22 protein-coding genes are annotated in these 23,711 nt (G+C 72.4%); 10 read left to right on the forward strand and 12 right to left on the reverse strand.

What is annotated here, in order from left to right:
• Nucleotides 1-127: 127 nt before the first annotated feature.
• The 3 genes from ACWDSL_RS03155 to ACWDSL_RS03165 form a co-directional block, all read right to left on the reverse strand.
• Nucleotides 128-856 carry an LPXTG cell wall anchor domain-containing protein gene (locus ACWDSL_RS03155; RefSeq protein WP_450481277.1) on the reverse strand — a complete coding sequence of 243 codons (729 nt, stop codon included), beginning with the start codon at nucleotides 854-856 and terminating at the stop codon, nucleotides 128-130.
• 281 nt (nucleotides 857-1,137) lie between these two features.
• Nucleotides 1,138-1,647, reverse strand: a complete 510-nt coding sequence (locus tag ACWDSL_RS03160) for an ATP-binding protein (RefSeq protein ID WP_450481142.1) — start codon at nucleotides 1,645-1,647, stop codon at nucleotides 1,138-1,140.
• Between the two features lie 194 nt (nucleotides 1,648-1,841).
• The gene (locus ACWDSL_RS03165) at nucleotides 1,842-2,210 is read right to left on the reverse strand and encodes an STAS domain-containing protein (protein WP_450481144.1); all 369 of its coding nucleotides are present in this window, start codon (nucleotides 2,208-2,210) and stop codon (nucleotides 1,842-1,844) included.
• Between the two features lie 378 nt (nucleotides 2,211-2,588).
• Between ACWDSL_RS03165 and ACWDSL_RS03170 the strand changes: the two genes are divergently transcribed.
• Nucleotides 2,589-3,428, forward strand: a complete 840-nt coding sequence (locus ACWDSL_RS03170; protein ID WP_450481146.1) for an RNA polymerase sigma factor SigF — start codon at nucleotides 2,589-2,591, stop codon at nucleotides 3,426-3,428.
• Nucleotides 3,429-3,506: 78 nt separating this feature from the next.
• Here ACWDSL_RS03170 and ACWDSL_RS03175 read toward each other — a convergent pair whose 3' ends face one another.
• Nucleotides 3,507-4,331, reverse strand: a complete 825-nt coding sequence (locus ACWDSL_RS03175; RefSeq protein ID WP_450481148.1) for a hypothetical protein — start codon at nucleotides 4,329-4,331, stop codon at nucleotides 3,507-3,509.
• 16 nt (nucleotides 4,332-4,347) lie between these two features.
• Nucleotides 4,348-5,037, reverse strand: a complete 690-nt coding sequence (locus ACWDSL_RS03180) for a TetR/AcrR family transcriptional regulator (protein WP_450481150.1) — start codon at nucleotides 5,035-5,037, stop codon at nucleotides 4,348-4,350.
• Between the two features lie 119 nt (nucleotides 5,038-5,156).
• Between ACWDSL_RS03180 and ACWDSL_RS03185 the strand changes: the two genes are divergently transcribed.
• A complete protein-coding gene (locus ACWDSL_RS03185; RefSeq protein ID WP_450481152.1) occupies nucleotides 5,157-6,101 on the forward strand; it encodes a zinc-binding dehydrogenase in 945 nt (314 codons plus the stop codon).
• A gap of 141 nt (nucleotides 6,102-6,242) precedes the next feature.
• Here the strand turns inward: ACWDSL_RS03185 and hutI are convergent, their stop codons facing one another.
• The 4 genes from hutI to hutU form a co-directional block, all read right to left on the reverse strand.
• Entirely contained in the window at nucleotides 6,243-7,412 is a 1,170-nt protein-coding gene (hutI, locus tag ACWDSL_RS03190) for an imidazolonepropionase (protein WP_450481154.1), read from the reverse strand.
• Nucleotides 7,413-7,513: 101 nt separating this feature from the next.
• Nucleotides 7,514-8,857 (reverse strand): formimidoylglutamate deiminase, encoded by a 1,344-nt coding sequence (locus tag ACWDSL_RS03195; protein WP_450481279.1) that lies wholly within the window; start codon nucleotides 8,855-8,857, stop codon nucleotides 7,514-7,516.
• A complete protein-coding gene (locus ACWDSL_RS03200) occupies nucleotides 8,854-10,065 on the reverse strand; it encodes an allantoate amidohydrolase (protein WP_450481281.1) in 1,212 nt (403 codons plus the stop codon). The genes ACWDSL_RS03195 and ACWDSL_RS03200 overlap by 4 nt, the downstream gene beginning before the upstream one ends.
• Before the next feature lie 116 nt (nucleotides 10,066-10,181).
• Nucleotides 10,182-11,846, reverse strand: coding sequence for a urocanate hydratase (hutU, locus tag ACWDSL_RS03205; RefSeq protein WP_450481156.1), 1,665 nt, complete (start codon nucleotides 11,844-11,846; stop codon nucleotides 10,182-10,184).
• Nucleotides 11,847-12,069: 223 nt separating this feature from the next.
• On the opposite strand from hutU, the gene ACWDSL_RS03210 reads away from it, so the two are divergent.
• From ACWDSL_RS03210 to ACWDSL_RS03225, 4 genes are all read left to right on the forward strand, one after another.
• Nucleotides 12,070-13,113, forward strand: a complete 1,044-nt coding sequence (locus ACWDSL_RS03210; RefSeq protein WP_450481158.1) for an MDR family NADP-dependent oxidoreductase — start codon at nucleotides 12,070-12,072, stop codon at nucleotides 13,111-13,113.
• 56 nt (nucleotides 13,114-13,169) lie between these two features.
• On the forward strand, nucleotides 13,170-13,610 hold the full coding sequence (locus ACWDSL_RS03215) for a MerR family transcriptional regulator (RefSeq protein WP_450481160.1): 441 nt from the start codon (nucleotides 13,170-13,172) through the stop codon (nucleotides 13,608-13,610).
• 107 nt (nucleotides 13,611-13,717) lie between these two features.
• Nucleotides 13,718-15,130, forward strand: a complete 1,413-nt coding sequence (locus ACWDSL_RS03220) for a diaminopimelate decarboxylase (protein ID WP_450481161.1) — start codon at nucleotides 13,718-13,720, stop codon at nucleotides 15,128-15,130.
• A 254-nt stretch (nucleotides 15,131-15,384) separates the two neighbouring features.
• On the forward strand, nucleotides 15,385-16,638 hold the full coding sequence (locus ACWDSL_RS03225; RefSeq protein WP_450481162.1) for a cytochrome P450: 1,254 nt from the start codon (nucleotides 15,385-15,387) through the stop codon (nucleotides 16,636-16,638).
• 99 nt (nucleotides 16,639-16,737) lie between these two features.
• On the opposite strand, the gene ACWDSL_RS03230 is transcribed toward ACWDSL_RS03225, so the two are convergent.
• The 3 genes from ACWDSL_RS03230 to ACWDSL_RS03240 all read right to left on the reverse strand — a co-directional run bounded on the left by ACWDSL_RS03230 (nucleotide 16,738) and on the right by ACWDSL_RS03240 (nucleotide 20,031).
• On the reverse strand, nucleotides 16,738-17,340 hold the full coding sequence (locus ACWDSL_RS03230; protein ID WP_450481163.1) for a hypothetical protein: 603 nt from the start codon (nucleotides 17,338-17,340) through the stop codon (nucleotides 16,738-16,740).
• Between the two features lie 140 nt (nucleotides 17,341-17,480).
• Nucleotides 17,481-18,458: a MurR/RpiR family transcriptional regulator gene (locus ACWDSL_RS03235; protein ID WP_450481164.1), complete on the reverse strand. Its 978-nt coding sequence runs from the start codon at nucleotides 18,456-18,458 to the stop codon at nucleotides 17,481-17,483.
• 37 nt (nucleotides 18,459-18,495) lie between these two features.
• Nucleotides 18,496-20,031 (reverse strand): aromatic amino acid ammonia-lyase, encoded by a 1,536-nt coding sequence (locus ACWDSL_RS03240; protein ID WP_450481166.1) that lies wholly within the window; start codon nucleotides 20,029-20,031, stop codon nucleotides 18,496-18,498.
• A gap of 160 nt (nucleotides 20,032-20,191) precedes the next feature.
• On the opposite strand from ACWDSL_RS03240, the gene ACWDSL_RS03245 reads away from it, so the two are divergent.
• The 4 genes from ACWDSL_RS03245 to ACWDSL_RS03260 are packed head-to-tail and all read left to right on the forward strand — an operon-like array spanning nucleotide 20,192 to nucleotide 23,702.
• Nucleotides 20,192-21,382: an ABC transporter ATP-binding protein gene (locus ACWDSL_RS03245; RefSeq protein WP_450481168.1), complete on the forward strand. Its 1,191-nt coding sequence runs from the start codon at nucleotides 20,192-20,194 to the stop codon at nucleotides 21,380-21,382.
• Nucleotides 21,379-22,020, forward strand: coding sequence for an ABC transporter permease (locus ACWDSL_RS03250; protein WP_450481170.1), 642 nt, complete (start codon nucleotides 21,379-21,381; stop codon nucleotides 22,018-22,020). Before ACWDSL_RS03245 ends, ACWDSL_RS03250 begins: the two co-directional genes overlap by 4 nt.
• Before the next feature lies 1 nt (nucleotide 22,021).
• A complete protein-coding gene (locus ACWDSL_RS03255) occupies nucleotides 22,022-22,705 on the forward strand; it encodes an ABC transporter permease (protein ID WP_450481172.1) in 684 nt (227 codons plus the stop codon).
• A gap of 13 nt (nucleotides 22,706-22,718) precedes the next feature.
• Entirely contained in the window at nucleotides 22,719-23,702 is a 984-nt protein-coding gene (locus ACWDSL_RS03260) for an ABC transporter substrate-binding protein (protein ID WP_450481174.1), read from the forward strand.
• The last annotated feature ends 9 nt before the right edge of the window (nucleotides 23,703-23,711 follow it).

The raw sequence follows: 23,711 nt of genomic DNA on the forward strand, positions 1-23,711 counted from the left end.
CTCCTTGGGTGCTGGTGCTCGTGCTCGTTCGTCCGGGGCCTGATTTGCGGTGAGTATCAGACAGCGACACGCCGACACCACGGCGTGTCGTTGTCCGATACTCACCGCAAATTCACTGGTATGGGGCCTAGGCGCGGTCCGGGCGCCTGCGGCGGGTCAGCCAGAGCGTTCCGGCCGCACCGGCGAGGACCACGGTGGCGCCGAGCGTGCCGAGGGCGACCGCGGAGTCGGCCGGTCCGGTCTGCGGGAGGCTGCCGCCTGAGGAGGTCTGCGCACCGCTGGTGCCGCTGGTGCCGCTGCTGCCGCTGCTGCCGCTGCTGCCGGATCCGCTCGTACCGCTCCCGCCCGAACCGCCGCTGCCGCCCGAACCGCCGCTGCCGCCGGAGCCGCCCGCACCCGCGACGTCCAGGGTCAGCGAGGGCCCCGGGTTGTTGCCCGGGGTGCAGGTCGTGGTGGTGCCCAGCGCCTTGATGGTGAGGGTCGAGGCGGTGAAGGTGACCTTTCCGGTCTTCTTCGGGGTGTACGTACCCGTCAGATCGGTGATCTTGATGGGGGTGTTGGCGGGGATGGCCTCGGCGTTGGGGGGCCCGGAGACCTGGAGCGTGCCGGTCTCCGCGCCGCCGAGCTTGATGAGCGCGCTCGGATGCATCGCGCCCTTGCCCAGTTCGACAGGGCTGGAGGAGACGCCCTTCTGGAAGGACATGGTGAGCTTGTACGCGCTGCCGCTCTTCACGGATTTGATGTCGATGGGCGACACGGCGCTCTTGTCACCGATCGGCGTCTTGCACTTGTAGTCGACGTCCACGGTGACGGCCTGCGCGGCCGGGGCGGTGAGGAGTACTGCCGAACCGGCCATGGCGGCGGCGAGCGCGAGGGCTGCGCCACGGCCGACCGCGTGGCGTTCTGTGTGGGACACCTCGAGATCCCCTCTCGTCAAGTGCCGCAGCCGAATGTTACTGACGACACATCAGATCGGGCGCTGACAGTACGCCGGGGACCTTGCCGAGGGAAGACAAAGTGCGCGCCGGTTCGGCGCGAAGCGGGTGAAGATGCGGAAACCGGGTCTCTCCGTGGGCCCGTGTCCGCCGGATTGTCAGGTGTGGACGAGGGGTGGACGCGGGGTGGCGCCCTCAACCGTCAGGAGGGAGCGGCCAGTTCGGCCCAGACCGTCTTGCCGGTGCCGTCGGGGTTCCGTACGACCCCCCAGTCGAGGCACAGCCGCTGCACGATAAACATGCCGTGGCCCCCGGGGCGGCCCGCGCGGTGCGGGGTGCGGGGGGCGGGGGCGCCCGAGCCGAGGTCCACCACTTCGAGCCGGAGCACCTTCGCCGAGCAGCTGACGCGCAGCTCTTCGGGCCCGTCGGCGTGCAGACAGGCGTTGGTCACGAGCTCGGAGACGACGAGCAGGACATCCTCGGCGGCGGCCCGCTGATCGGCCGTCACGGCCGGCAGCCAGCCCCAGTCGCGCAGCGCCTCGCGGGTGAAGTCGCGGGCGCGCGGCACGGCGCCGCTGGCCCCGATCAGGTGGAGCCTGCGGAGCTGACGGATATGCCCGACGGGTGGGGTCACCGCTGGGGTGGCCGAAGCGGCGGGGCCGTCCGGCTCCGGGCCACGGTCGCCCGGCGGGTACGGCCGGGTGGTGCTCATCAGCGGCTTCACCTCACCGATTCACCGATTCAGGGACAAGGAATACCTGATCTTTTCAACAGTTTCAGCCTGTCTCCTGCCCGGCGAAAGCGTGAGAACACCCACTTCCCCCGAACGTCTCGTGTGACGAGGACTACGCACCGCTGACGCGCCGAAGAAGCACCCGGAAAGCACCGAGAACAGAAGGGCCGGCGCTACTCGACGAGCGCCGTATCCAGAGAGTCATGGACCGTGAAGACGGCCTCCGCGCCTGTGATCTCGAACACGCGCGCCACGATCGGCTGCATCGCGACCAGATGGACCGCGCCGCCCTCGGCCTCGGCTTTCAGGCGGGCGCCGAGGAGGACGTTGAGCCCGGTGGAATCGCAGAACTCCAGCCTGGAACAGTCCACGACCAGCCGCGCATGCCCCTCCTTCACGCAGGCCTCAAGCGGTTCGCGCAACGCCTCGGCGGTGTGGTGATCCAGCTCACCCGCCGGTGTTACAACCGCGCTCGCCCCATGGTGCCGAACCTCGACCTGCAGTCGGCCTTTGCTTGCGCTGCCGACCATCTGGCGGTCCATGTGCGCACCTCTTCTGGCGTCTCGTTGCTTTCGATTGCGCGCATCGAACATTACGCCTTCTCTACGTCCTCCGGTAGCTGAACAATCCACATACTTCGCCAAATATGGACAAGATGGACTTGCCACTTGCGGGTGATTGCGGGTAGGCGTAGAGAGACACAACCACCACGGCCGGCTTGGAGGCGCCGCAAACCGCAGCAGCACGTAATGGCATCGGCAGCCATATGCCGAGAATGATGGAGGAGACGTATGTCACCCCGGCTCGACGAATCGCGCACCGATTCCTCTGTGAACACATCGGCCACTCAGGACACTCGGATCACCGCCTCGTCGGCAATCACATCGTCACAACAGTTCACATCCGGTCCGGATGGCCCCATGGCCACCGGCCATACTTTCGAGGACGTGCCTGAACTGGCCGACCTACCGGAGATCCCGCCGTACGAGACGGTGGGCCCGGTGGACGCGCGGGCGCTGTCCAAGACGCTCTTCGAGCGGCTCGAGATCCTCGAGGAAGGCACGCACGAATACGCGTATGTGCGCAACACCCTGGTCGAGCTCAACCTGGCCCTGGTCAAGTTCGCCGCCTCCCGCTTCCGCTCCCGCAGCGAGCCCATGGAGGACATCGTCCAGGTCGGGACCATCGGCCTGATCAAGGCCATCGACCGCTTCCAGCTCAGCCGGGGCGTCGAATTCCCCACCTTCGCCATGCCGACCATCGTCGGCGAGATCAAGCGCTTCTTCCGGGACACCAGTTGGTCGGTGCGGGTGCCCAGGCGGCTCCAGGAGCTCCGGCTCGACCTGGCCAAGGCCGGTGACGAACTGGCCCAGCGGCTGGACCGCGCCCCGACCGCCACCGAGTTGGCCGAGCGTCTTGGCCTCACCACCGCCGAGGTCATCGAGGGCATGGCCGCGAGCAACGCGTACACCGCGAGCTCGCTGGACGCCCAGCCGGAGGAGGACGACACCGAGGGCGCGCTCGCGGACCGCATCGGCTATGAGGACCACGGACTTGAGGGCATCGAATATGTCGAATCCCTCAAACCCCTCATCGCGGATCTCTCGCCGCGCGATCGGAAGATTCTCTCGCTGCGTTTTGTGGCGAATATGACGCAATCGGAGATCGGTGATGAGCTGGGCATTTCCCAGATGCATGTCTCCCGGCTGCTGTCGCGCACCCTCGTCCGGCTCCGCAGGGGTCTGATGGTCGAGGAATAAGCGCTCTCCGCAGACGGATAAGGGCCCGCCCCCGCTTGGGACGGGCCCTTATCCGTGCCTGTTCAGGACCGCGCCCGTTCAGGGCTTTGCGTACAGCTGCGTGCGGACCTTCTCCGCCGCCTTCGCCGCCGCGGCGAGCGCGGCGGCGCGGTCCTTCCAGTCACCGGACGTCACGATCACACCGCCCAGGCGGACATAGACCTGGTACGACGGGCCTGTGTCGGCCACGTTCTCCTGCTCGGCGTCGGCGTCCTTCGACTGCGACGTCTCGACGAAGGCGTCGTCGCCCAGCTCCACGTCCTCCGCGGTGTAGCGGTAGGTGTGCGGCGGGCCCGCCTCGGCGTCGACCGCCGTCCGGGGGCAGCTCTTGTAGAGCGCGCGCCGGAGGTCGAGGTAACGGTCGGCGCGCTCCCGTGTCATCGAGAGCAGCACTTCGGGCCTGATCCCGGCGCCGCCCGCGGCCGCCTTCCGGTCGTCGGGGATCAGATGCCGTACGACGCTGGGCGCGCGGAAGGCCCACAGCTCCGCGATATCACCCTCGACCGCGGCCGGGCAGTCCGCCCACAGGCCGCCGCCTTCTGGCACCTGGGCCACCTGGTTGAAGGTGCCCCGCGCGCTCCACACCTCCCGCCCTCCGCCGGGCAGTTCATGGCCGTCGAGCAGCGCCTTCTCCAGCTGGGCCTCGGTGAACAGGCGGTTCGGGTCGGCGGATGCGTCGACCCCGGGGACGCGTGGGGCGCTCGTGGAGGGCGTTGCCTCCGCGCCCGGCCGGCCCTTGCCGCTCTCCTTGGCCTCGCCGACGGTGCCGCCCCGCTCGTCCTCGGCGCCGGAGCCGCAGCCCGCGGCCGGCAGCGCCGCCGCGACCAGCGCGGCGCACGCTGCGACTCCCCGCCGTATCCGCATCACTTCTGACCCCCGCTCATCCCGCCGTGCCGTTCCCAGCTCCGGTCCCAGCTCCGGTCCCGGCTCCGGTTCCTGTTCCTGTTCCGGTCCCGTTGGAGACCAGCTTCGCGACGTCCGGGATCGCGTCCAGCGCCGCCCGTGTCCGCGCCCGCAACTCGTCGCGCCCGGGGGCGCCCGGCGTCGACACCCACTCCTTGAGCGCGCAGCGCCACGCCGCCAGCATCAGTTCCAGCAGCAGCCGCGTCCGCAGCTCGTCGGTCGACGAGTTGGGCCGGCGGTCCGCGAGCGAGCGCACGAGGGCGTCGGTGACCTCCGCGCAGTGTCCGAGACTGTGCGCGGTCAGCACCGGGTAGCGGTCGGCGAGGGCGCGGCTGGTGCGGAAGCGGCGCTCCCAGCCGTCCGCCATGTCCGCCACGGCGGCGAAGAGCGTGTCCTCGAGCACCGTCAGCAGCGGGCCGTTCAGCGGATGCGCCTCGATACGCGCCGTGTACGCGGCCCACAGCTCCTTCTCGGGCGCGAGCGCGACGTCCTCTTTGGAGGCGAACGTACGGAAGAACGTCCGCTTGGACACCTCCACCGCGCCCACCAGCTCATCGAGCGTGACCTCACAGAATCCCTTGTCCGAGAACAACTCCAGGGCGGTCTCGACCAGGGCCTCGCGGGTGCGCAGCTTCTTGCGCTCGCGCAGCGGCAGTTCGTTCACCACGCCCGGCAGCCTACCTCCCGGCGCGACACACCGAGGAGCTTTTGCCACTTGTAGGCTTATGCCACTGAGTGGCACTATGGCGATTCCTTGATCACCACTCGTGAACGGCGGAGGCGACGTTGCGCGCACTGACGATCGACCATGCGGCCCCCGGCCATCTGTCCCTGACCGAGATCCCGGATCCCGAACCCGCGCCCCACCAGGCGCTGGTGCGGGTCGAGGCGTTCTCGCTCAACTACGGCGAGGTCTTCCACGCCGTGCCCGGCGGCGCCGACGGGGATGTGCCCGGCTGGGACGCGGCGGGCGTGGTGGTGCGGGCGGCGGCGGACGGCTCGGGGCCGGCCGTCGGCACGCCCGTGGTCTCCCTCGGCGCCGACGGGGCCTGGGCCCAGCTGCGCGCGGTGGACACCGCCCTGCTGGCCGCCGTCCCGCCCGGCAGCGACCTCGGCGCGGTCAGCACCCTGCCGGTGGCCGCGGGCTCCGCGCTGCGCGGACTGCGCCGCCTCGGGCCGATCCTGGGCCGGCGGGTGCTGGTGACGGGCGCGGGCGGCGGGGTCGGGCGGTACGCCGTACAGCTCGCGGCCCGGGGCGGCGCACACGTCGTCGCGGCCACGTCGGATCCGTCGAAGCAGGACGAGCTGCGGGCCCTGGGGGCGCACGAGGTCCTGGTGGCTGCCGGAGCGTCGGCGCCGGTGAAGCCGTCCGAGCCGGTGCACGGCGTGATCGAGCTGCTCGGCGGCGCGGCGCTGGTCGCCGCGTACGAGGCGCTGGCCCCGCACGGGACGCTGATCGCCATGGGACACAGCGGCGGCGACGGCGAGAGCTTCGAGTTCGGGGCCTTCTTCGGCAACACAGGACACAACCGGTCCATCACCACGTACTTCCTGCTGGAGGACGTGGACGGGCTGGCCGCGGACCTGTCGTGGCTGGCCGGGCTGCTGGCGCGCGGTGAGCTCGACCCGCAGATCGCCTGGCGGGGCGACTGGACGCGAGCCGCCGAGGCGGCCGAGGCGCTGCTCGGCCGCCGGGTGCGCGGAAAGGCGGTCCTGGAGGTGCCGGCGTAGCCCCCGGCCTGGCCCGGGTCGGCCCGGGGCGGCCCGGGGCGGCCGTACCCGGGGGCCTTGATCCGACCAGGGCGCCCGTAAGACCAAGGCGCCGGTCAGACTGCCGGTCAGACCAGGGCGCCGGTCAGACCAGGGCGCCGGTCAGACCAGGGTGCCGCCGTGCCAGACCGCCGCGGCGAGGGGGACGCCGGGGCGGTAGGCGAGGTGGACGTGCGAGGGGGCGTCCAGCAGGGTCAGATCGGCGCGGGCGCCGGGGGCGACCCGGCCCACGTCGGTACGGCGCAGGGCCCGCGCCCCGCCCGCCGTGGCCGCCCAGACGGCCTCGTCCGGGGTCATCCCCATCTCGCGGACGGCCAGCGCCACGCAGAAGGGCATGGAGCTGGTGAAGGACGAGCCCGGGTTGCAGTCGGGCGAGAGCGCCACGGTCACGCCCGCGTCCAGCAGGCGTCGCGCGTCGGGGTAACGCGAGCGGGTGGAGAACTCCGCGCCCGGCAGCAGGGTGGCGACCGTGTCGCCCTGGGCCAGGGCGTCGATGTCGGCGTCGGAGAGATGCGTGCAGTGGTCGGCGGAGGCGGCGCCGAGCTCGACGGCCAGCTGGACGCCGGGGCCCTGGGTCAGCTGGTTGGCGTGCACCCGCGGGGTCAGACCGCGCTGCGCTCCGGCGGTGAGGATCGTACGGGCCTGGTCGCCGTCGAAGGCGCCCTGCTCGCAGAACACGTCGATCCAGCGGGCGTGCGGGGCGCACAGGTCCAGCATCGGGCCGGTGACCAGGTCCACATACGCGGCGGGGTCGTCGGCGAACTCGGGCGGCACCACATGCGCGCCCAGGTAGGTGACCTCGTCGGTGAACGCGGAGGCGACCTCCAGCGAGCGGGCCTCGTCCTGGGAGGTGAGGCCGTAGCCGGACTTGATCTCCAGCGTCGTGGTGCCCTGGCGGCGCGCCTCGCGGACGTAGCGCGCCACGTTCTCCTCCAGGTCCTGGTCGGAGGCGGCGCGGGTGGCGGCGACGGTGGTGCGGATGCCGCCCGCGCTGTAGGGGCGGCCGGACATCCGGGCGTTGAACTCCGCCGTCCGATCGCCCGCGAAGACCAGGTGGGAGTGGGAGTCGACGAAGCCGGGGAGGAGCGCCCGGCCGCCCGCGTCGACCTGATTGTCAGTGGCGGGTGCTTTGCTTGACTCACCGACCCAGACGATGCGGTCGCCGTCGAAGACGACGGCCGCGTTCTGGAGCAGACCGAGGGGGCCTTCGCCGAGGGAGGGGTCGTTGGTGACGAGGGTGGAGATGTCGATGATGGCTGTCGCGGTCGTCATCGCGGGGGCGCTCTCCTTGATAGGGCCTTACGTGGGGCGGTCGCGCTCTGGACCGTGCGCAAGGCCGTTCGGGCCGTGCGGATCGTTCGTGGGGCCGCGGCTCAGTCCCGCAGGGCTGCGATGGACTCGGCCAGGGCCTCGGGGACGCGCGGGACGAGCTGATGAGCCCCGTCCCGTACGACATGGCGCCCGCCGACGACGGTGTGCCGGACATCCGCGTTGGTCGCCGCGAATACGGCCGTCTCGGCCCCGAGGGCGGGCGGGGGTCCCGCGGTGCGGACGGAATCCAGCGCGATCGTCGTGAGGTCGGCGAGCGCACCGGGTTCGATCCGGCCCGCGTCGTCCCCCCAGCCGAGGGCGGCGTGGCCGTCGACCGTGGCGGCGCGCAGCAGCCGGGCCGCGCTCCAGTGACCCCGGGTGCGGGTGTGCAGCCGCTCGTCCATCTCCATGGCGCGCGCCTCTTCCAGGATGTCGATCACAGCGTGGCTGTCGCTGCCCAGCGAGAGCGGTGAGCCCGCCTGCTGGAGCTGGGCGGCCGGGCCGATGCCGTCGGCGAGATCGCGCTCGGTGGTCGGGCACATGCACACGCCCGTGGCCGAGTGGCCCAGCAGCCGGATGTCGCCGGGGGTGAGGTGGGTGGCGTGCACGGCCGTGGTGCGCGGGCCCAGCACGCCGTGGTCGGCGAGCAGCCGGGTCGGGGTGAAGCCGTGTGCCTCGACACAGGCGTCGTTCTCGGCGGTCTGCTCGGAGAGGTGGACATGCAGGGGCGCCGCATGGTGGTCGGCCCAGCCTGAGACGGTCCCGATCTGGTCCACGGGCACCGCCCGCACCGAGTGGATGGCCGCGCCGATCCGGGTGTTGCCATCGCCCTTGAGCGCGGACACCCGCTCCGCCCATGCCTCCGCCGACCCGTCGGAGAAGCGCAGCTGGTGGGTGTTGGGGTCGGTGCCGAAGCCGGAGGAGAGATAGCAGGTGTCGAGGAGGGTGATCCTGATCCCGGCGTCGGCGGCGGCCGCGATCAGGGCCTCCCCCATCGCGTTGGGGTTGTCGTAGCGGATGCCGCCGGGCGCGTGGTGCAGGTAGTGGAACTCACCGACGCAGGTGATGCCCGCCATGGTCATCTCGGCGTAGACGGCGCGGGCGAGCTCGAAGTAACGCTCGGGGGTGAGCTTGTCCGCGACGCCGTACATCACCTCGCGCCAGTTCCAGAACGTGCCGGTGCCGGCCTGGACGACGCCGCGCAGGGCGCGGTGAAAGGCGTGGCTGTGCGCGTTGGCCAGGCCCGGGAGGGTCAGACCGCGCAGCCAGACGGCCCCGGCCGGCGGCACGGGTGTATTCGCCCGCACCGCCTTTATCCGGCCACAGGCCGCCGTCACGATGAGCACGTTCGGCTGCACGCTCCCGCCCAGCCAGGCATGCTCCGCCCAGTAGGTCTGCGCTGTCAGCGACACGCCAGGCCCTCCAGTACGTCGGCGAGTGCCGTCACCCCGGCGAGGCAGTCATCCTCGGCCGCCGTCTCGGCGGGTGAGTGCGAGACGCCTGTGGGGTTCCTTACAAACAGCATGGCGGTCGGGACGGACGCGGACAAAATGCCCGCGTCGTGTCCCGCGCCCGTGGGCAGCACCGGGGCGCCGCTGAGCAGCCGTACCAGCTCGTCACGGAGGCCATGGGCGAACTCCACCACCGGCGTGAACGACTCCCGCGTGACCTTGACGTCCACACCGTCCCGCTGCCCGCGCTCGACGGCCGCGCGCTCGATCTCGCCGACGACCGCCGCAAGCGTCTCCTCGTCGGGGGCGCGCGAGTCCAGCCAGCCCCGGACCAGCGAGGCGATGGCGTTGACCCCGTTCGGCTCCACGCCGACCTTGCCGAAGGTCGCCAGCGCCCCGGCGAGCCGGGCCTTCTTACGGGCGGCCAGGACCGTGTTCGCGTAGGTCAGCATCGGGTCGCGGCGGTCGTCCAGCAGGGTCGTCCCGGCGTGGTTGGCCTCGCCGTGGAAGTCGAACCGCCAGCGGCCGTGCGGCCAGATCGCGGAGGCGACGCCAACCGGGTGCACGCCCGCGGCGGAGCCGCTGTCGGACAGGGTCGCGAGGGCACGGCCCTGCTCTACGTGCAGCTCCACGAACGCGCCGATGCGGGCCAGCCGCTCCGGGTCGGGGCCGATCGCCTCCGGGTCGTACCCGGCCCGCTCCATGGCCTGCGCCAGGCTCACCCCGTCGCCGTCGCGCAGCGCATGCGCCTGCTCGACGCCCAGCTGCCCGGCGGTCAGCCGCGAGCCGACGCAGGCCAGGCCGAAGCGGGCACCCTCTTCGTCGCCGAAGTTGACGATGGCGAGCGGTTTGGCGGGGCGCGCCCCGCGCGAGCGGAGCTCGTCCAGCGCGGCGAAGGACGAGACGACGCCGAGGGGGCCGTCGAAGGCACCGCCGTCCGGTACGGAGTCCAGGTGCGAGCCCGTTACGACCGCGTCCCCGGCGGTCGGGTCGCCCAGCCAGGCCCACTGGTTGCCGTTGCGGTCCTCCTCGTAGGCGAGGCCGCGGGTTTCCGCCTGGGCGCGGAACCAGGCGCGGCAGTCGGCGTCGGCGGGGGTCCAGGCGTAGCGGCGGTAGCCGTTGGTCGACGCGTTGCGGCCGATGGGGAGGAGGTCGCGCCACATTTCGTGGAAGCCGGCGGGTGCGCTTGGCGTCGCCTGGACGTCCGTATCGTGCGCGTGTGCGGGCCGGTGGGTGGGGTGTGCCCACCCGTCCCTCCCAGCGGGACGACTGCCCACACTCATACCGTGTCGTCCTCGCGCATGGGGATCCTCACGTTCCGTTCCGCCGCCACCTCGTCCGCGCGGTCGTAGCCCGCGTCCACGTGGCGGATCACGCCCATGCCCGGGTCGTTCGTCAGCACGCGGCGGATCTTCTCGCCCGCCAGCGGCGTGCCGTCGGCGACGGTGACCTGGCCGGCGTGGATGGAGCGGCCCATGCCGACGCCGCCGCCGTGGTGGATGGAGACCCAGGACGCGCCGGAGGCGACGTTGACCATGGCGTTGAGCAGCGGCCAGTCCGCGATCGCGTCCGAGCCGTCGAGCATCGCCTCGGTCTCGCGGTACGGGGAGGCCACCGAGCCGCAGTCCAGGTGGTCGCGGCCGATCGCGAGCGGTGCGGCGAGCGTGCCGTCGGCCACCATCTCGTTGAAGCGCTCGCCCGCCTTGTCGCGCTCGCCGTAGCCGAGCCAGCAGATCCGGGCGGGCAGGCCCTGGAAGTGGACCCGCTCCCCCGCCAGCTTGATCCACCGGGCCAGCGACTCGTTCTCCGGGAAGAGGTCGAGGATGGCCTTGTCGGTGGCCGCGATGTCCTTGGGGTCGCCGGACAGAGCGGCCCAGCGGAAGGGGCCCTTGCCCTCGCAGAAGAGCGGGCGGATGTACGCGGGTACGAAGCCGGGGAAGGCGAAGGCGCGGTCGTAGCCGGCCAGCTGGGCCTCGCCGCGGATCGAGTTGCCGTAGTCGAAGACCTCGGCGCCCGCGTCCATGAAGCCGACCATGGCCTCGACGTGCTTCGCCATGGCCTCGCGGGCCCGCTGGGTGAAGTCGGCGGGCTTCTCGGCCGCGTACGAGGCCATCTCGTCGAAGTCCACGCCCAGCGGCAGATACGACAGCGGGTCGTGGGCGCTGGTCTGGTCGGTGACGATGTCGATGGGGGCGTTCATCGCGAGCAGTTGGGGGACCAGCTCGGCCGCGTTGCCCAGGACGCCGATGGACAGCGGCCGCCTGGCGTCGCGCGCCTCGACGGCCAGCTGGAGGGCGTGGTCCAGGCTGTCGGCCCGTACGTCAAGGTAGCGGTGTTCGATACGGCGCTCGATGGCGCGCGGGTCGCAGTCGATGCAGATGGCGACGCCGTCGTTCATGGTGACCGCGAGCGGCTGGGCGCCGCCCATGCCGCCGAGCCCGGCGGTGAGGGTGATGGTCCCGGCCAGGGTGCCGTGGAACTTCTTGGCGGCGACCGCGGCGAAGGTCTCGTACGTCCCCTGGAGGATGCCCTGGGTGCCGATGTAGATCCACGAGCCCGCGGTCATCTGGCCGTACATGGTCAGGCCCAGCGCCTCCAGGCGGCGGAACTCCTCCCAGTTGGCCCAGTCGCCGACCAGGTTGGAGTTGGCGATCAGCACGCGCGGCGCCCATTCGTGGGTCTGCATCACGCCGACCGGCCGGCCCGACTGGACCAGCATCGTCTCGTCCTGCTTGAGCGTGGTCAGCGTGCGGACCATGGCGTCGAACGAGCGCCAGTCGCGGGCCGCCTTGCCCGTGCCGCCGTAGACCACGAGCTTGTCCGGGTGCTCGGCGACCTCCGGGTCGAGGTTGTTCTGCAGCATCCGGAGGGCGGCCTCCTGCTGCCATCCCCGGGCGCTGAGCTCGGTGCCGCGTGGTGCGCGTACGGGTCGCGGTCCTGACATGGGCCGTGCCTCCCTGCCGTCGACTGGATCGAGATATTCACATCTTCACCTTGATGAATAGAGCTAGTCAATAGCGCCTCGCGGAGTGTTCCGGGGGACGGGCTTGCGGTTGACGTATACGTCAGGTCTTACCGTCTCGGCGTTCCGCTCCACCGCTACTCCACCGCTACTCCGACTCCACTCCCACTCCCTCAGCCACTCCCACCGCACCGAGGAGCGCTCCATGCCGCTGCCCGAGCCCACCCCGGCCGCCGTGCCCGCCACCCACCGCCAGGTGCTGCTGGCCGCCCGGCCCGAGGACACGCTCACCACCGACCACTTCGAGATCACCACCGCCCCGGTGCCCGAGCCAGGACCCGGACAGGTGCTCGTACGCAACCGGCTCATGAACGTCGCCGCCGTGATGCGCCCCCTGACCGTCGCCGACCCCGACAGCTTCGCGCTGACCCAGCTGCTGCAGCGGCCCGGCGACCCGATGCACGGCCCCGCCATCGGCGAAGTGGTCGCGGCCGCACCCGGCACCGACCTCGCCCCCGGCGAGCTGGTCCGGCACCGGCTGGGCTGGCGCGAGTACGCGGTCGTGGACGCCGCCGGGGCGGAGCGGCTGAGCCCGGGGGCGCTGCCCGACCCCGCCGCGTATCTGTCGCAGGGCTTCGCCTCCTGGCTCGGGGTGGTGCGCGGGGCCGAGGTGCGGGACGGGGACACCGTGTTCGTCAGCGGCGCGGCCGGCGGGGTCGGCACCCTGGCCGGGCAGTTCGCCCGGCTGCACGGCGCCGCCCGGGTCATCGGCTCCACCGGCTCCCCGCGCAAGGCCGAACACCTGGTCAAGGAGCTCGGCTACGACGCGGCCGTCGTCCGGGGCGCCGGACCGATCGAGGACCAGCTGCGCGAGGCGGCCCCGGACGGCATCGACGCGGTCTTCGACAACGTCGGCGGCGAACAGCTGCTGGCCGCACTGGCCGTGGCCCGCCGGGGCGCCCGCTTCGCCCTCGTCGGCGCGCTGTCCGCGCAGCTCACCGGCGACGCCATGGCCACCGTCCCGATCAGCACCTTCGACCTCATCGCCCGGGGGATCACACTGCGCGGCACCGCGGCCTTCGACCACATGGACGCGTATCCGCAGTACGAGCGCGAATTCGGCCGCGCGCTGCGCGAGGGCACGATGACCTACCCGCACACCCGGCTGCGGGGCGTCGAGCAGGCGCCGCGCGCACTGTGCGAACTGGTCGAGGGCCGCCATGTGGGCGCGGTGCTGGTGGAGTTGTAGGCGGCTCGGCGCGACAATGGCGCCGGGCGGAAAGGCACAGAGGGAACGGGGGACCCATGCGGATCGGGGACGCGGCCGCTGCCGCCGGGCTGACACCGCGGGCGCTGCGCTACTACGAACAGCGCGGACTGCTCACCGCGCGCCGCACATCCTCCGGCCACCGCGACTACACGGCCGAGGACATACGGCATCTGCGCGCCGTGCGCGAGCTGCTGGCGGCGGGCCTGACCATAGAGGACGTACGGACCCTGGTGGCGGCCATCGAAGCGCTCCCCGCGAACCGCCGCGACCGCCCAGCGCCCAGCGAGCCCCGGACCGACGGGGAGCCGGGCCTGTGCACCCTCCCCAGCGTGATCGTCCGGCGTCGGCTGGCGTATCTCGACGAGCGCATCGAGCGGCTGACGGGGCTGCGCGACGGGCTCGCGCAGCGGGTCGGCGGCCCGCTGCGCGACCTCGGCCGCGACCTGGACTCCACGCGAACCCCCGCGGCGGGCTAGGCCGGGCTAGGCCCTGTCGTCACAGGGGAAACCCACCTGGCCCACCACGCGGGACAACGGGCGGGACAGGCTGGGCGGCCGGGACGCATGGTGGTTGGCTGGTGACCATGACATCGAATCCGGTGGCGACGGGGGCAGGGGCGGGCGCGCAGGCGGCCGTCCGGCGGGAGCGGGCGGTGCGGGCCGCCGTGGAGCAGGGGCTGATCGGGCCCGATCAGCCCGTCGTCGGGCTGCTGGACGTGGCCGGCATCCGGGCCGCCGCGGCCGAGCTGTGGACCGCCTTCGACGAGGTGACCGCACCGGGCACACCCGTACTGCACGCCTTCGCCGTCAAGGCCGCCTCGCTGGTCCCCGTACTGCGGCTGCTGGCCGACGAGGGGATCGGCTGCGAGGTGGCCAGCCCCGGCGAGCTGGCCCTGGCCCGGGCCGCGGGGGTCAGGCCCGAGCACATCGTGCTCGACGCGCCCGCCAAGACCACCGCCGAACTGCGCGAGGCCATCGAGCTCGGCATCGCGGTCAACGCCGACAACCCGCAGGAGCTGACGCGCCTCGACGCGCTCGTACGGCCACGGTCGGGCCCCGGGCTCGCCCTGCCGCCCGGCCCGCTCGGGCTGCGGGTCAATCCGCAGGTGGGCGGCGGCAGCATCGGGGCGCTCAGCACCGCCACCGCGACCTCGAAGTTCGGGGTGGCGCTGCTGGACCCGGGGGCGCGCGAGTGGGTTGTGAACGCGTTCACGAAGCGGCCCTGGCTGACCCGGCTGCACGCGCACGTGGGCTCGCAGGGCTGCCCGCTGGAGCTGATGGCGGCGGGCGTACGGGCGGCGTACGAGCTCGCCGAGGAGATCAACCGGACGGTCGGCCGACAGCAGATCGACACGCTCGACATCGGCGGCGGGCTGCCCGTCAACTTCGCCTCCGACGAGATCACCCCCGACTACCTCGACTACGCCCTGCTGCTGCGCGACACCGTCCCCGGGCTGTTCGACGGCCGGTACGGGCTGGTCACCGAGTTCGGGCGGTCGCTGATCGCCAAGTCGGGCACGGTGCTGGCGCGTGTGGAGTACGCCAAGTCGGCGGGCGGCCGGCCGATCGCCGTCACCCACGCGGGCGCTCAGCTGGCCACGCGCACCGTGTTCGCCCCGGAGTCATGGCCGCTGCGGGTGGTGGCCTATGACTGGGAAGGCGCGCCCAAACCGACCGGACCGGACGGCCCGGTCGCCCAGGACGTCGCCGGGCCCTGCTGCTTCGCGGGCGACCTGGTCGCCGTGAACCGGCCGCTGCCCGAACTGAAGGCGGGCGATCTGGTCGGGCTGCTGGACACGGGCGCCTACTACTTCTCCAACCACTTCGCCTACAACAGCCTGCCCCGCCCCGGGATCTACGGCTTCTCGGTCTCCGGCGGCGGCAGCGGCGGCAAGAACGGCCGCGTGTGCTTCGCCCCCGTACGCTCCCCGCAGTCCCTCGACGAGATCGTCGCCGAGAGCGGCGGCGAGCACATGGGCGCGCTGTCGGGGCTGTGACCGCTCCCCCGCAGTTGCCCGCGAGATCTCCCCGCGGTGCCGCCCAGCATGGGCGTGGACGGTAACAACTTCCCTTTCCACGAGGGGTGGCTGTTAGCCTTCTGCCCAGGTCGTCCGCGAAATGGAACCTAAGGTTCCGCATGGTCGGGCGGCCCTACGCCAGCCCCGTGCACGGTGAGCCGGTCGATCGTTCGAGCGATGCGGGGTTCCTTCGGCGCGCCGGCAAACGTGCTGCCCGCTCAGGAGCACACCGCATGAATCATCCCCAGGTCCCCTCGCCCCCCATGGGCTGCCCCGCCCACAACCCCGGCGCCGTACGCATGCACGCCCTGCGGTTCCAGGCCGATCCGGCCGAGCTGTACGGGCAGTTGCGGCGGGAACACGGGCCGGTCGCCCCGGTCCTGCTCGACGGCGACATCCCCGCCTGGCTGGTCCTCGGCTACCGCGAGGTGCACCACGTCACCACCAACCCCGAACTGTTCGCCCGCGATTCCCGCCGCTGGCACGCCTGGGACCGGATCCCGGACGACTGGCCGCTGCTGCCGTTCGTCGGCTATCAGCCGTCCGTGCTGTTCACCGAGGGCGCGGAGCACCAGCGGCGCTCGGGGGCGATCAGCGACGCCCTGTCGGCAACGGACCAGTTCGAGGTGCGCGCGCACAGCGAGCGGGTCGCCGACGAGCTGATCGACGCCTTCGCGGGCAGCGGCCGGGCCGAGCTGATGGCCGAGTACGCGAGCCAGGTCCCGCTGCGCGTGGTGGCCCGGATCTGCGGCCTTGAACCCTCCGAGACGGCCGACCTGGAGCGGGACATGACCGCCTCGCTGGACGACGGCGAAGGAGCTGTCGCGGCGTACGGCCGAATAGCCGCCAAGATGGCGGAGTTGGTGGAGCGCAGCCGCCGTGAGCCCAAGGCGGACGTGCCGTCACGGATGGCGGCTCACCCGGCCCGGCTCAGCGACGAAGAGATCATCCAGGACATGATCTCGATCATGGCCGCCGGTCAGCAGCCCACGTCCAACTGGATCGGCAACACCCTGCGACTGATGCTGACCGACGACCGGTTCGCCGTCACGATCTCCGGCGGGCGCCGCAGCGTCAGCCAGGCGCTCACCGAAGTGCTGTGGGAGGACACTCCGACCCAGAACTTCATCGGACGCTGGGCATCCCAGGACACCAAGCTCGGCAACCAGCAGATCAGGAAGGGCGACTGCGTCATCCTGGGCCTGGCCGCCGCGAACACCGACCCGCAGGTGCGGCCGGACTTCACCGCCGGCTCCGCCGGCAACCAGGCCCATCTGTCCTTCAGCCACGGTGAGCACCGCTGCCCGGAGCCGGCGCCGGAGTTGGCCGAGATCATCACCAAGGCGGCCATCGAGGTGCTCCTCGACCGGATCCCTGATGTGGTGCTGTCGCTCCCCGCCGACGAGATCGAGTGGCGGCCGTCCGTCTGGATGCGCGGCGTGGCCGCCCTGCCGGTCGAGTTCACGCCGGCGCACGTCTCCCGGTGACCGTCCGGGGGTTTCTTCCCGACCCCCGCCGTTCCGCATGGTCCTTCGCCAGGTCACATGAGAGCACCGCACGCACCGCACGCCGGTCCAGGTGACACGTCAGCGCGCCACCCCGGCCGTCGTGCGGCCCCGCCAGGCGCGGCCCCGCCGGGCGCCGCCCGGCCCCGCGTCGCCGGCCACCATCCCCGTGGTCTGGTAGGCGCTGACGCCCTTGCCCGCCGGCTTGCCGTGGGCCACCCACTCCGTGCGCACCCACAGCAGCACGTCGTTGGCCTGCTCCCAGCGGCCCAGCCACAGCGCCTTGGCCCACAGACCGGCGCCGATCCCGGCCAGCAGCATCCCCGCGGCCGCGGGTACGGCGAACGACGACCCCACCGCGGCCACGAACGCCAGCAGCAGCCACCAGCGGAGCGCCCGCCGCCGGGCCCGTACCGTCACCGCCCGGTCCTGGAGGAACACCGACTTGCCCGCCCGGGAGGCGGCGCGCGCCAGTTCCAGATAGCGTCCCCGGCGCACCAGGAAGGCCACGGCCGCCGCGATCAGGAACAGCGCCGCTCCGGCCAGCACTCCGATCCGGCGGCCCGTCAGCCCCGGCACCGACACCCCGACGCCGGCGGCCAGTACTCCCGGCCACCACAGCCACCCCGCCGGCGCCCGTACCACCACGGCCACCCGGGCCAGCGCATATGCCCCGCGCCCCACGACAGACCTCCTCCTGGTCAACCAATTCGGCTCATGCTCAAGCCGTACATACATCCGTTCGGGCACCGGACTCTAGTCACCAGGTGTGAGAATTCCGTGAGACGCGCCTACTCCATGCCTACTCCGCGCCTACTCCACGCCTACTCCACGAAGAGCCCCCGCTCCGCGGCCTTCGCGTCGAACTCCTCCAGCCGCGCCTGTGCCTCCGGCAGCGCGTCGCACATCGCCTCCAGCAGCACCCGCCCCAGCAGCATCGGCGCGCAGGCCGTGTCGAAGGCGAGGCCGGTGCCCACCGCCGCGGGCAGCAGCAGATCGCTGTGGCGGGCGACCGGCGCGAAGGCGCTGTCGGCGACGGTCACCACGGTCAGCCCGGCGGACCGGGCGTACTCCAGGCCCTCGACGACCTCGCGCGGATGGCGCGGCAGGGCGAAGCACAGCAGGGCGCTCGCGCCCGCGCGTACGGCGGCGTCGACGCGGTCGGTGAGCATGGTGCCGCCCTCGTCCAGCAGGCGTACGTCCGGGTGGACCTTGCGCGCGAAGTACGCGAAGCCGCCCGCCTGGGCGGAGGCCGCGCGCAGCCCGAGGACCGGCAGCGGCCGGGACTCGGCGAGCAGCCGCCCGGCCCGGGCCACCGGGGCCGGGTCGGCGAGGAGGGACGCCAGATGGCGCAGGTTGTCGATCTCCGACTGCACCGCCTGCTGGTACTCGTTGTACGCGTCCTCGCCCGCGACCCGCTCGGCGACGGCGGCGGGGGCGACCTCCCGCAGATGTCTGCGCAGCGCCGGGTAGCCGTCGAAGCCGAGGGCGACCGCGAAGCGGGTCACCGACGGCTGGCTGACGCCGGCCAGTTCGGCGAGTTCGACGCTCGACAGGAACGGCGCGTCGGCCGCCCGCCGCACCATGCAGTGGGCGATGCGCCGCTGGGTGGGCGTCAGGCGGTGGCCCTCGAAGAGCTGCTGCAGCCGCGCGGCGCCACTGCCCGCCCCGGCCGCCTCGTCCGCGCCGGCCGCCCCGATCGCGTCGCCCGCCCCGGCCGCACCCGCCGCACCCGCCGCACCCGCCGCACCCGCCGCACCGACCAGCCGGGCCTCCGCCGACGCCCCCGTATCCGTACTCATCGTTCTCTCCTGCCCCTCTCCGCCCTCCCGGGCCCCATCAAATCTCCGCGCTCATGCCGCTCATGTCCGCCAGCCCGTCCAACAGGCCCGCGGCCACCGCCACATCCTGCGTCAGCGGACGGTCCTCCATCCTCGGATCGAGCGCCTTCTCGGCCAATGCGTAGGCCGCGCCGACCGGCAGCTCGGGGTCCGGTTCAAGACCGCGCTGGCGCAGCGCCCGTACGGCCGCGACCAGTTCGCAGCCCAGCACCTGCCGGTAGTTGTCGACCACGCGCAGAGTCTGCCGGGCGGCGAGCGAGGCGAAGCTGGCCTGTTCCTCGACGCCGCGCGAGAGCACGGCGTGGCCGAGGGAGGCCGGGTGGGAGACGGCCCGCATCTCGCCGAGGGCCGCCCCCGCCGCGTACTCCAGGATCATCACGCCCGAGCTGGCGGGCGCGGTGTCGCCGAGGAAGGGGCGCAGCCGGGTGAATTCCGGTTCGGAGAGCGCGGCGAGCCGGGCGGTGGACAGCCGGGCGGTCTGCAGGGCGGCGAGCCGGAAGTGGTCGAGGGCGAGGGCGGTGTGCGCGGCGTAGAAGTTGCCGTGGTGGTAGGCGGCCTCGTCGTCGGGGCAGATCAGCGGGTTCTCGGCGGCGGCGTTGAACTCGATGGTCAGCACCCGCTCCAGCGCGTCGGCCGCGTCCGCCGCCGGGCCGTGGATCTGCGGCAGGCAGCGGAAGCCGTACGGGTCCTGGATCCGGCCGAGCGGCGGCGTCGGGCGGGCCGGGGCGCCGAGCAGGGCGCGCATCCGGGCGGCCGCCTCGACGGAGCCGGGGTGCGGGCGGGCCTCGTGCACGGGCTGGGCGTAGGCCTCCAGTGAGCCGCCGACCGCGATCAGCGAGAGCGCGGCGACGGTGAGCGAGGCGGTCAGCAGTCGGCGCAGCTCGGCCAGCGCGAGCGCCGACTGGCCGAGGGTGAGTGCGTTGCTGCTGATCAGGGCGAGGGCGTCGTTGCTGTCGAGCTCGATGGGCGCGGGGGCGCCGCCGCCCGGTGCGGCGTCGGCGAGGTCCCAGGGGTGTTCGCCGACGAGCGCGAGGCCGGTCTGGGCGAGTGCGGCGAGGTCGCCGGTGCCGACCGCGCCGTGTTCGTTGACGACGGGGTGGGCGCCGCGCGCCAGGGCCTCGACGAGGGCGGTGACGACGGCGGGGCGCAGCCCGGCGCCGCCCGCGAGCAACTGGTTGGCGCGTACGACGAGCATGGCGCGGACCTCGCGGGCGGGCAGCGGCGCGCCGATGGCCCCGGCGTGGCTGCGCAGCAGGCGCAGGCCGTGGTCCTGGTCGGCGGCGCCGACGTCCTCGGTGCGGTTGGCGCCGACGCCGGTGCTGCGGCCGTAGACGCGCCCGCTGGCGGCCAGCCGGTTCGCGGTCTCCCAGGCGCGCTCGGCGCGGGCGAGGGCGGCCGGATCGGGGGCCGCGGGGCGGCCCGTACGGTCGGCGAGGCGTACGACATCGACGACGCGCAGGGTCCGCCCGTCCAGCACGATGCGCGGCGCGGCGTCACCCGCCGTGCCCGCCGAGTCCAGAATCTGAGACAACATCCAGAGCAGCCCCTTCCATCCGCACCCTTACCGGACGCAGACATGCATTCCGTCCCGGATTGTGAGCAGAAGTAACCGTTGATTAACGCCAAACTCTTGACTTCTATTCACTCGCCTATGACTGTGCATGACTATATGCAGACAGGGCAAGGGGAAGCGGATGATCAGCTTCAAGCACGTCAGCAAGCACTATCCGAACGGCACCACTGCCGTCGACAAACTCGATCTCGAACTCCCCGAGGGCGACATCACCGTCCTCGTGGGCTCCTCCGGCTGCGGTAAGACCACCACCCTCCGGATGGTCAACCGGATGGTCGACCCGAGCAGCGGCACGATCAGCGTCGGAGGCCGTGACATACGCAAGGCCGACGCCGCCGAGCTGCGGCGCGGCATCGGCTACGTCATCCAGCAGGCCGGGCTGTTCCCGCACCGCACGGTGCTGGACAACATCGCCACGGTCCCGCTGCTGCTCGGCTGGGGCCGCCGCAAGGCGCGGGCGCGCGCCGCCGAACTGCTGGAGCTGGTGGGCCTGACCGCCGACGCCGGCAAGCGGTACCCGCATCAGCTCTCCGGAGGACAGCAGCAGCGCGTGGGCGTCGCCCGCGCGCTGGCCGCCGACCCGCCGGTGCTGCTGATGGACGAGCCGTTCGGCGCGGTCGACCCGGTCGTACGGACCCAGCTCCAGAACGAGCTGCTGCGGCTGCAGAGCGAGCTGCGCAAGACCGTGGTCTTCGTCACCCACGACATCGACGAGGCGGTACGGCTCGGCGACCGGATCGCGATCTTCCGCACCGGCGGCCACCTCGTGCAGTGCGCCCCGCCGGCCGAGCTGCTGGCGGACCCCGCCGACGACTTCGTCGCGGGCTTCCTCGGCGCCGAGCGCGGCCTCAAGCTGCTCTCGCTCTCCACGCTCGCCGACGTCCCGCAGCGCCCCGCGCCGACCGCCGAGGCGGGCTCGAAGGGGGACGGCGGGCGCTGGCTGCTGGTGACCTCCGACCGCGGCGAGCCGATGGGCTGGCGGGACACCGAGGGTCCGCAGGGCGACCGGGCCCCGCTGCTGCCGGTGCGCGCGCTGCGCGACGGCGACTCCCTGCTGTCCGCCCTCGACGAGTCGATAGCCTCCCCGGCCGGGCTGGTCGCCCGGGTGGACGCGGAGGGCGTTCTGACCGGCGTCACCGACCGCGAGCTGATCCATGAGCACGCGGGGCGGCGCCACGCCGCGGCCGCGCGGGCCGCCACGACGCAGGACTCCGGCTCGCAGGATTCCGGCTCGCAGGATTCCGGCTCGCGGGATTCCGAAGACCCCCAGGACCCCGACGCCCAGGACGCCGCCGCGAGCGTGACGGCATGACCATCGACTGGGACTGGTTTCCCGACCACCGCGACGACCTCGTCCGGCTCACCGTCGACCATCTGTCCACCGCCATCCCCTCCGTACTCTTCGGGCTGCTGATCGCGCTGCCGCTGGCCGTGGTCGCGCACCGGGTACGGCCGCTGCGGGGGCTGCTGCTGGGGCTGTCCAACGTCCTGTTCACCATCCCGTCCATCGCGATCTTCGTGCTGCTGCTCCCGGTCACCGGCCTCACCCGCACCACCGCGATCACCGGCCTGACCGTCTACACGCTGGTCGTGCTGCTCCGGAACACCGTCGAGGGCCTGGACAGCGTCCCCACCAAGGTCCGCGAGGCGTCCAAGGCCATGGGCACCCGCCCGCTGCGCACCCTGCTCACCGTCGAGCTGCCGCTCGCCTTCCCGGTGATCATGGCGGGCGTACGGGTCGCCACCGTCATGGCGATCTCGCTGGTCAGCGTGGCCAGCTACATCGGATACGGCGGCCTCGGCCAGCTCTTCACCGACGGCTTCCAGCGCAACTACCCCACCCCCGTCGTCGCCGGAGTCGCCCTGTCCCTGGTGCTCGCGCTGGTCGCCGACGCCGTACTGGTGACCGTCCAGTGGCTGTGCACCCCGTGGCTGAGGAGGCGTGCCTGACATGATCGAGCTGCTGAAGGACCTCGTCCACTGGCTCACCAGCGGATCCCAGTGGTCCGGGCCCGAGGGCATCGCCACCCGCCTCCTGGAACACACCCAGTACTCGCTGCTGGCCACCCTCGTCGCCACCCTCATCGCCCTCCCCGTCGGCCTGCTCATCGGCCACACCGGCCGCGGCGCCTTCCTCGCCATCAACCTCGCCGGCTTCGGGCGCGCGCTGCCGACGGTCGGCCTTGTCACCCTGGTCTTCCTGGCCAGCGGGCTGAGCATGTGGCCGGTGTACATCTCGCTGGTCGCGCTCGCGGTGCCGGTCATCGTCACCAACACCTACGCGGGCATGGCCGCCGTCGACCCCGAGGTCAAGGACGCCGCGCGCGGCCAGGGCATGCGGGCCCACCAGGTCCTGTTCCAGATCGAGCTCCCCCTCGCGCTCCCCCTGATCATGACCGGGCTGCGGCTGGCCGCCGTGCAGGTGGTGGCGACCGCCACCATCGCCGCGTACGTGAGCTTCGGCGGGCTCGGCCGGTACGTCTTCGACGGGCTCGCCCAGCGCGACCTGGTGCAGGTGCTGGGCGGGGCGGTGCTGGTCGCCGTACTGGCGATCGCCCTCGACCTGGCGCTGGCCGGAGTGCAGCGCCTGCTGTTCCGCAACCGCCCCGCGCCCTCGCACGCCCACTCGCACTGAGGAGTAGTCCGCCATGACCCCCCTGAACCATCAGGCCTCCCAGGCCTCTGGGACTCCCCGCCCCACCCGCCGGGCCCTGCTCGGCGGCCTCCTCGGCGCCGCCGCCCTCCCCGCCCTCGCCGCCTGCGGCGGCGTCACCTCGCTCGACGGAGGCTCCGGCGGTGGCGGCTCCGGCGGCGGCAGCAGCTCGGGCGGCCTGGTCGTCGGCACCGCCAACTTCACCGAGAACCAGATCCTCGGCTACCTCTACGCCGAGGCGCTGCGCGGCGCCGGCGTCAAGGCGAGCGTCCGCCCCAACCTCGGCTCCCGCGAGATCGTCATCCCCGCCCTCCAGCAGGGCGATATCGACCTGCTCCCCGAATACCAGGGCAACCTGCTGCTGCACTTCGACGACACCGCGAAGCAGACGGAGGCCGGCGATCTGCAGAACGCCCTGGCCGTCGCCCTCCCCACCGCCCTGGAAGCCCTCCCCTACGCCGCCGCCGAGGACAAGGACGTCTTCGCCGTCACCCAGGAGACGGCCGACAAACACGGGCTGCGCAGCCTCGCCGACCTCCACAAGCTCGACGGCAAGCTGGTCTTCGGCGGCCCGGCGGAGGACAAGAAGCGGGTCGTCGGCCTGGTCGGTCTTAGGTCCGTGTACGGCACCACCTTCAAGGAGTTCAAGTCGCTGGACGCCTCAGGACCGCTGGTCAAGGGCGCCCTGAAGAAGGGCGACGTCGACGTCGCCAACCTCTTCAGCACCGACCCCGACATCCAGGCCAACGGCTGGATCATGCTCGCCGACCCCAAGCAGCTCATCCCCGCCCAGCACATCGTCCCCGTCATCCGCAGCGCCAAGGCCGACGCCAAGGTCCGCAGGGCCCTGGCCCGGCTGGGCGGCGCGCTCACCACGCAGGAGCTGGCCAAGCTGAACAAGCTGGTCGACGTGGAGAAGAAGGACCCGGACGACGTGGCGGCGGACTGGGCGAAGCGGAACGGCCTCACCAAGGGATAGCACCTCGCG

It is taken from the genome of Streptomyces sp. NPDC000941, assembly GCF_053599555.1.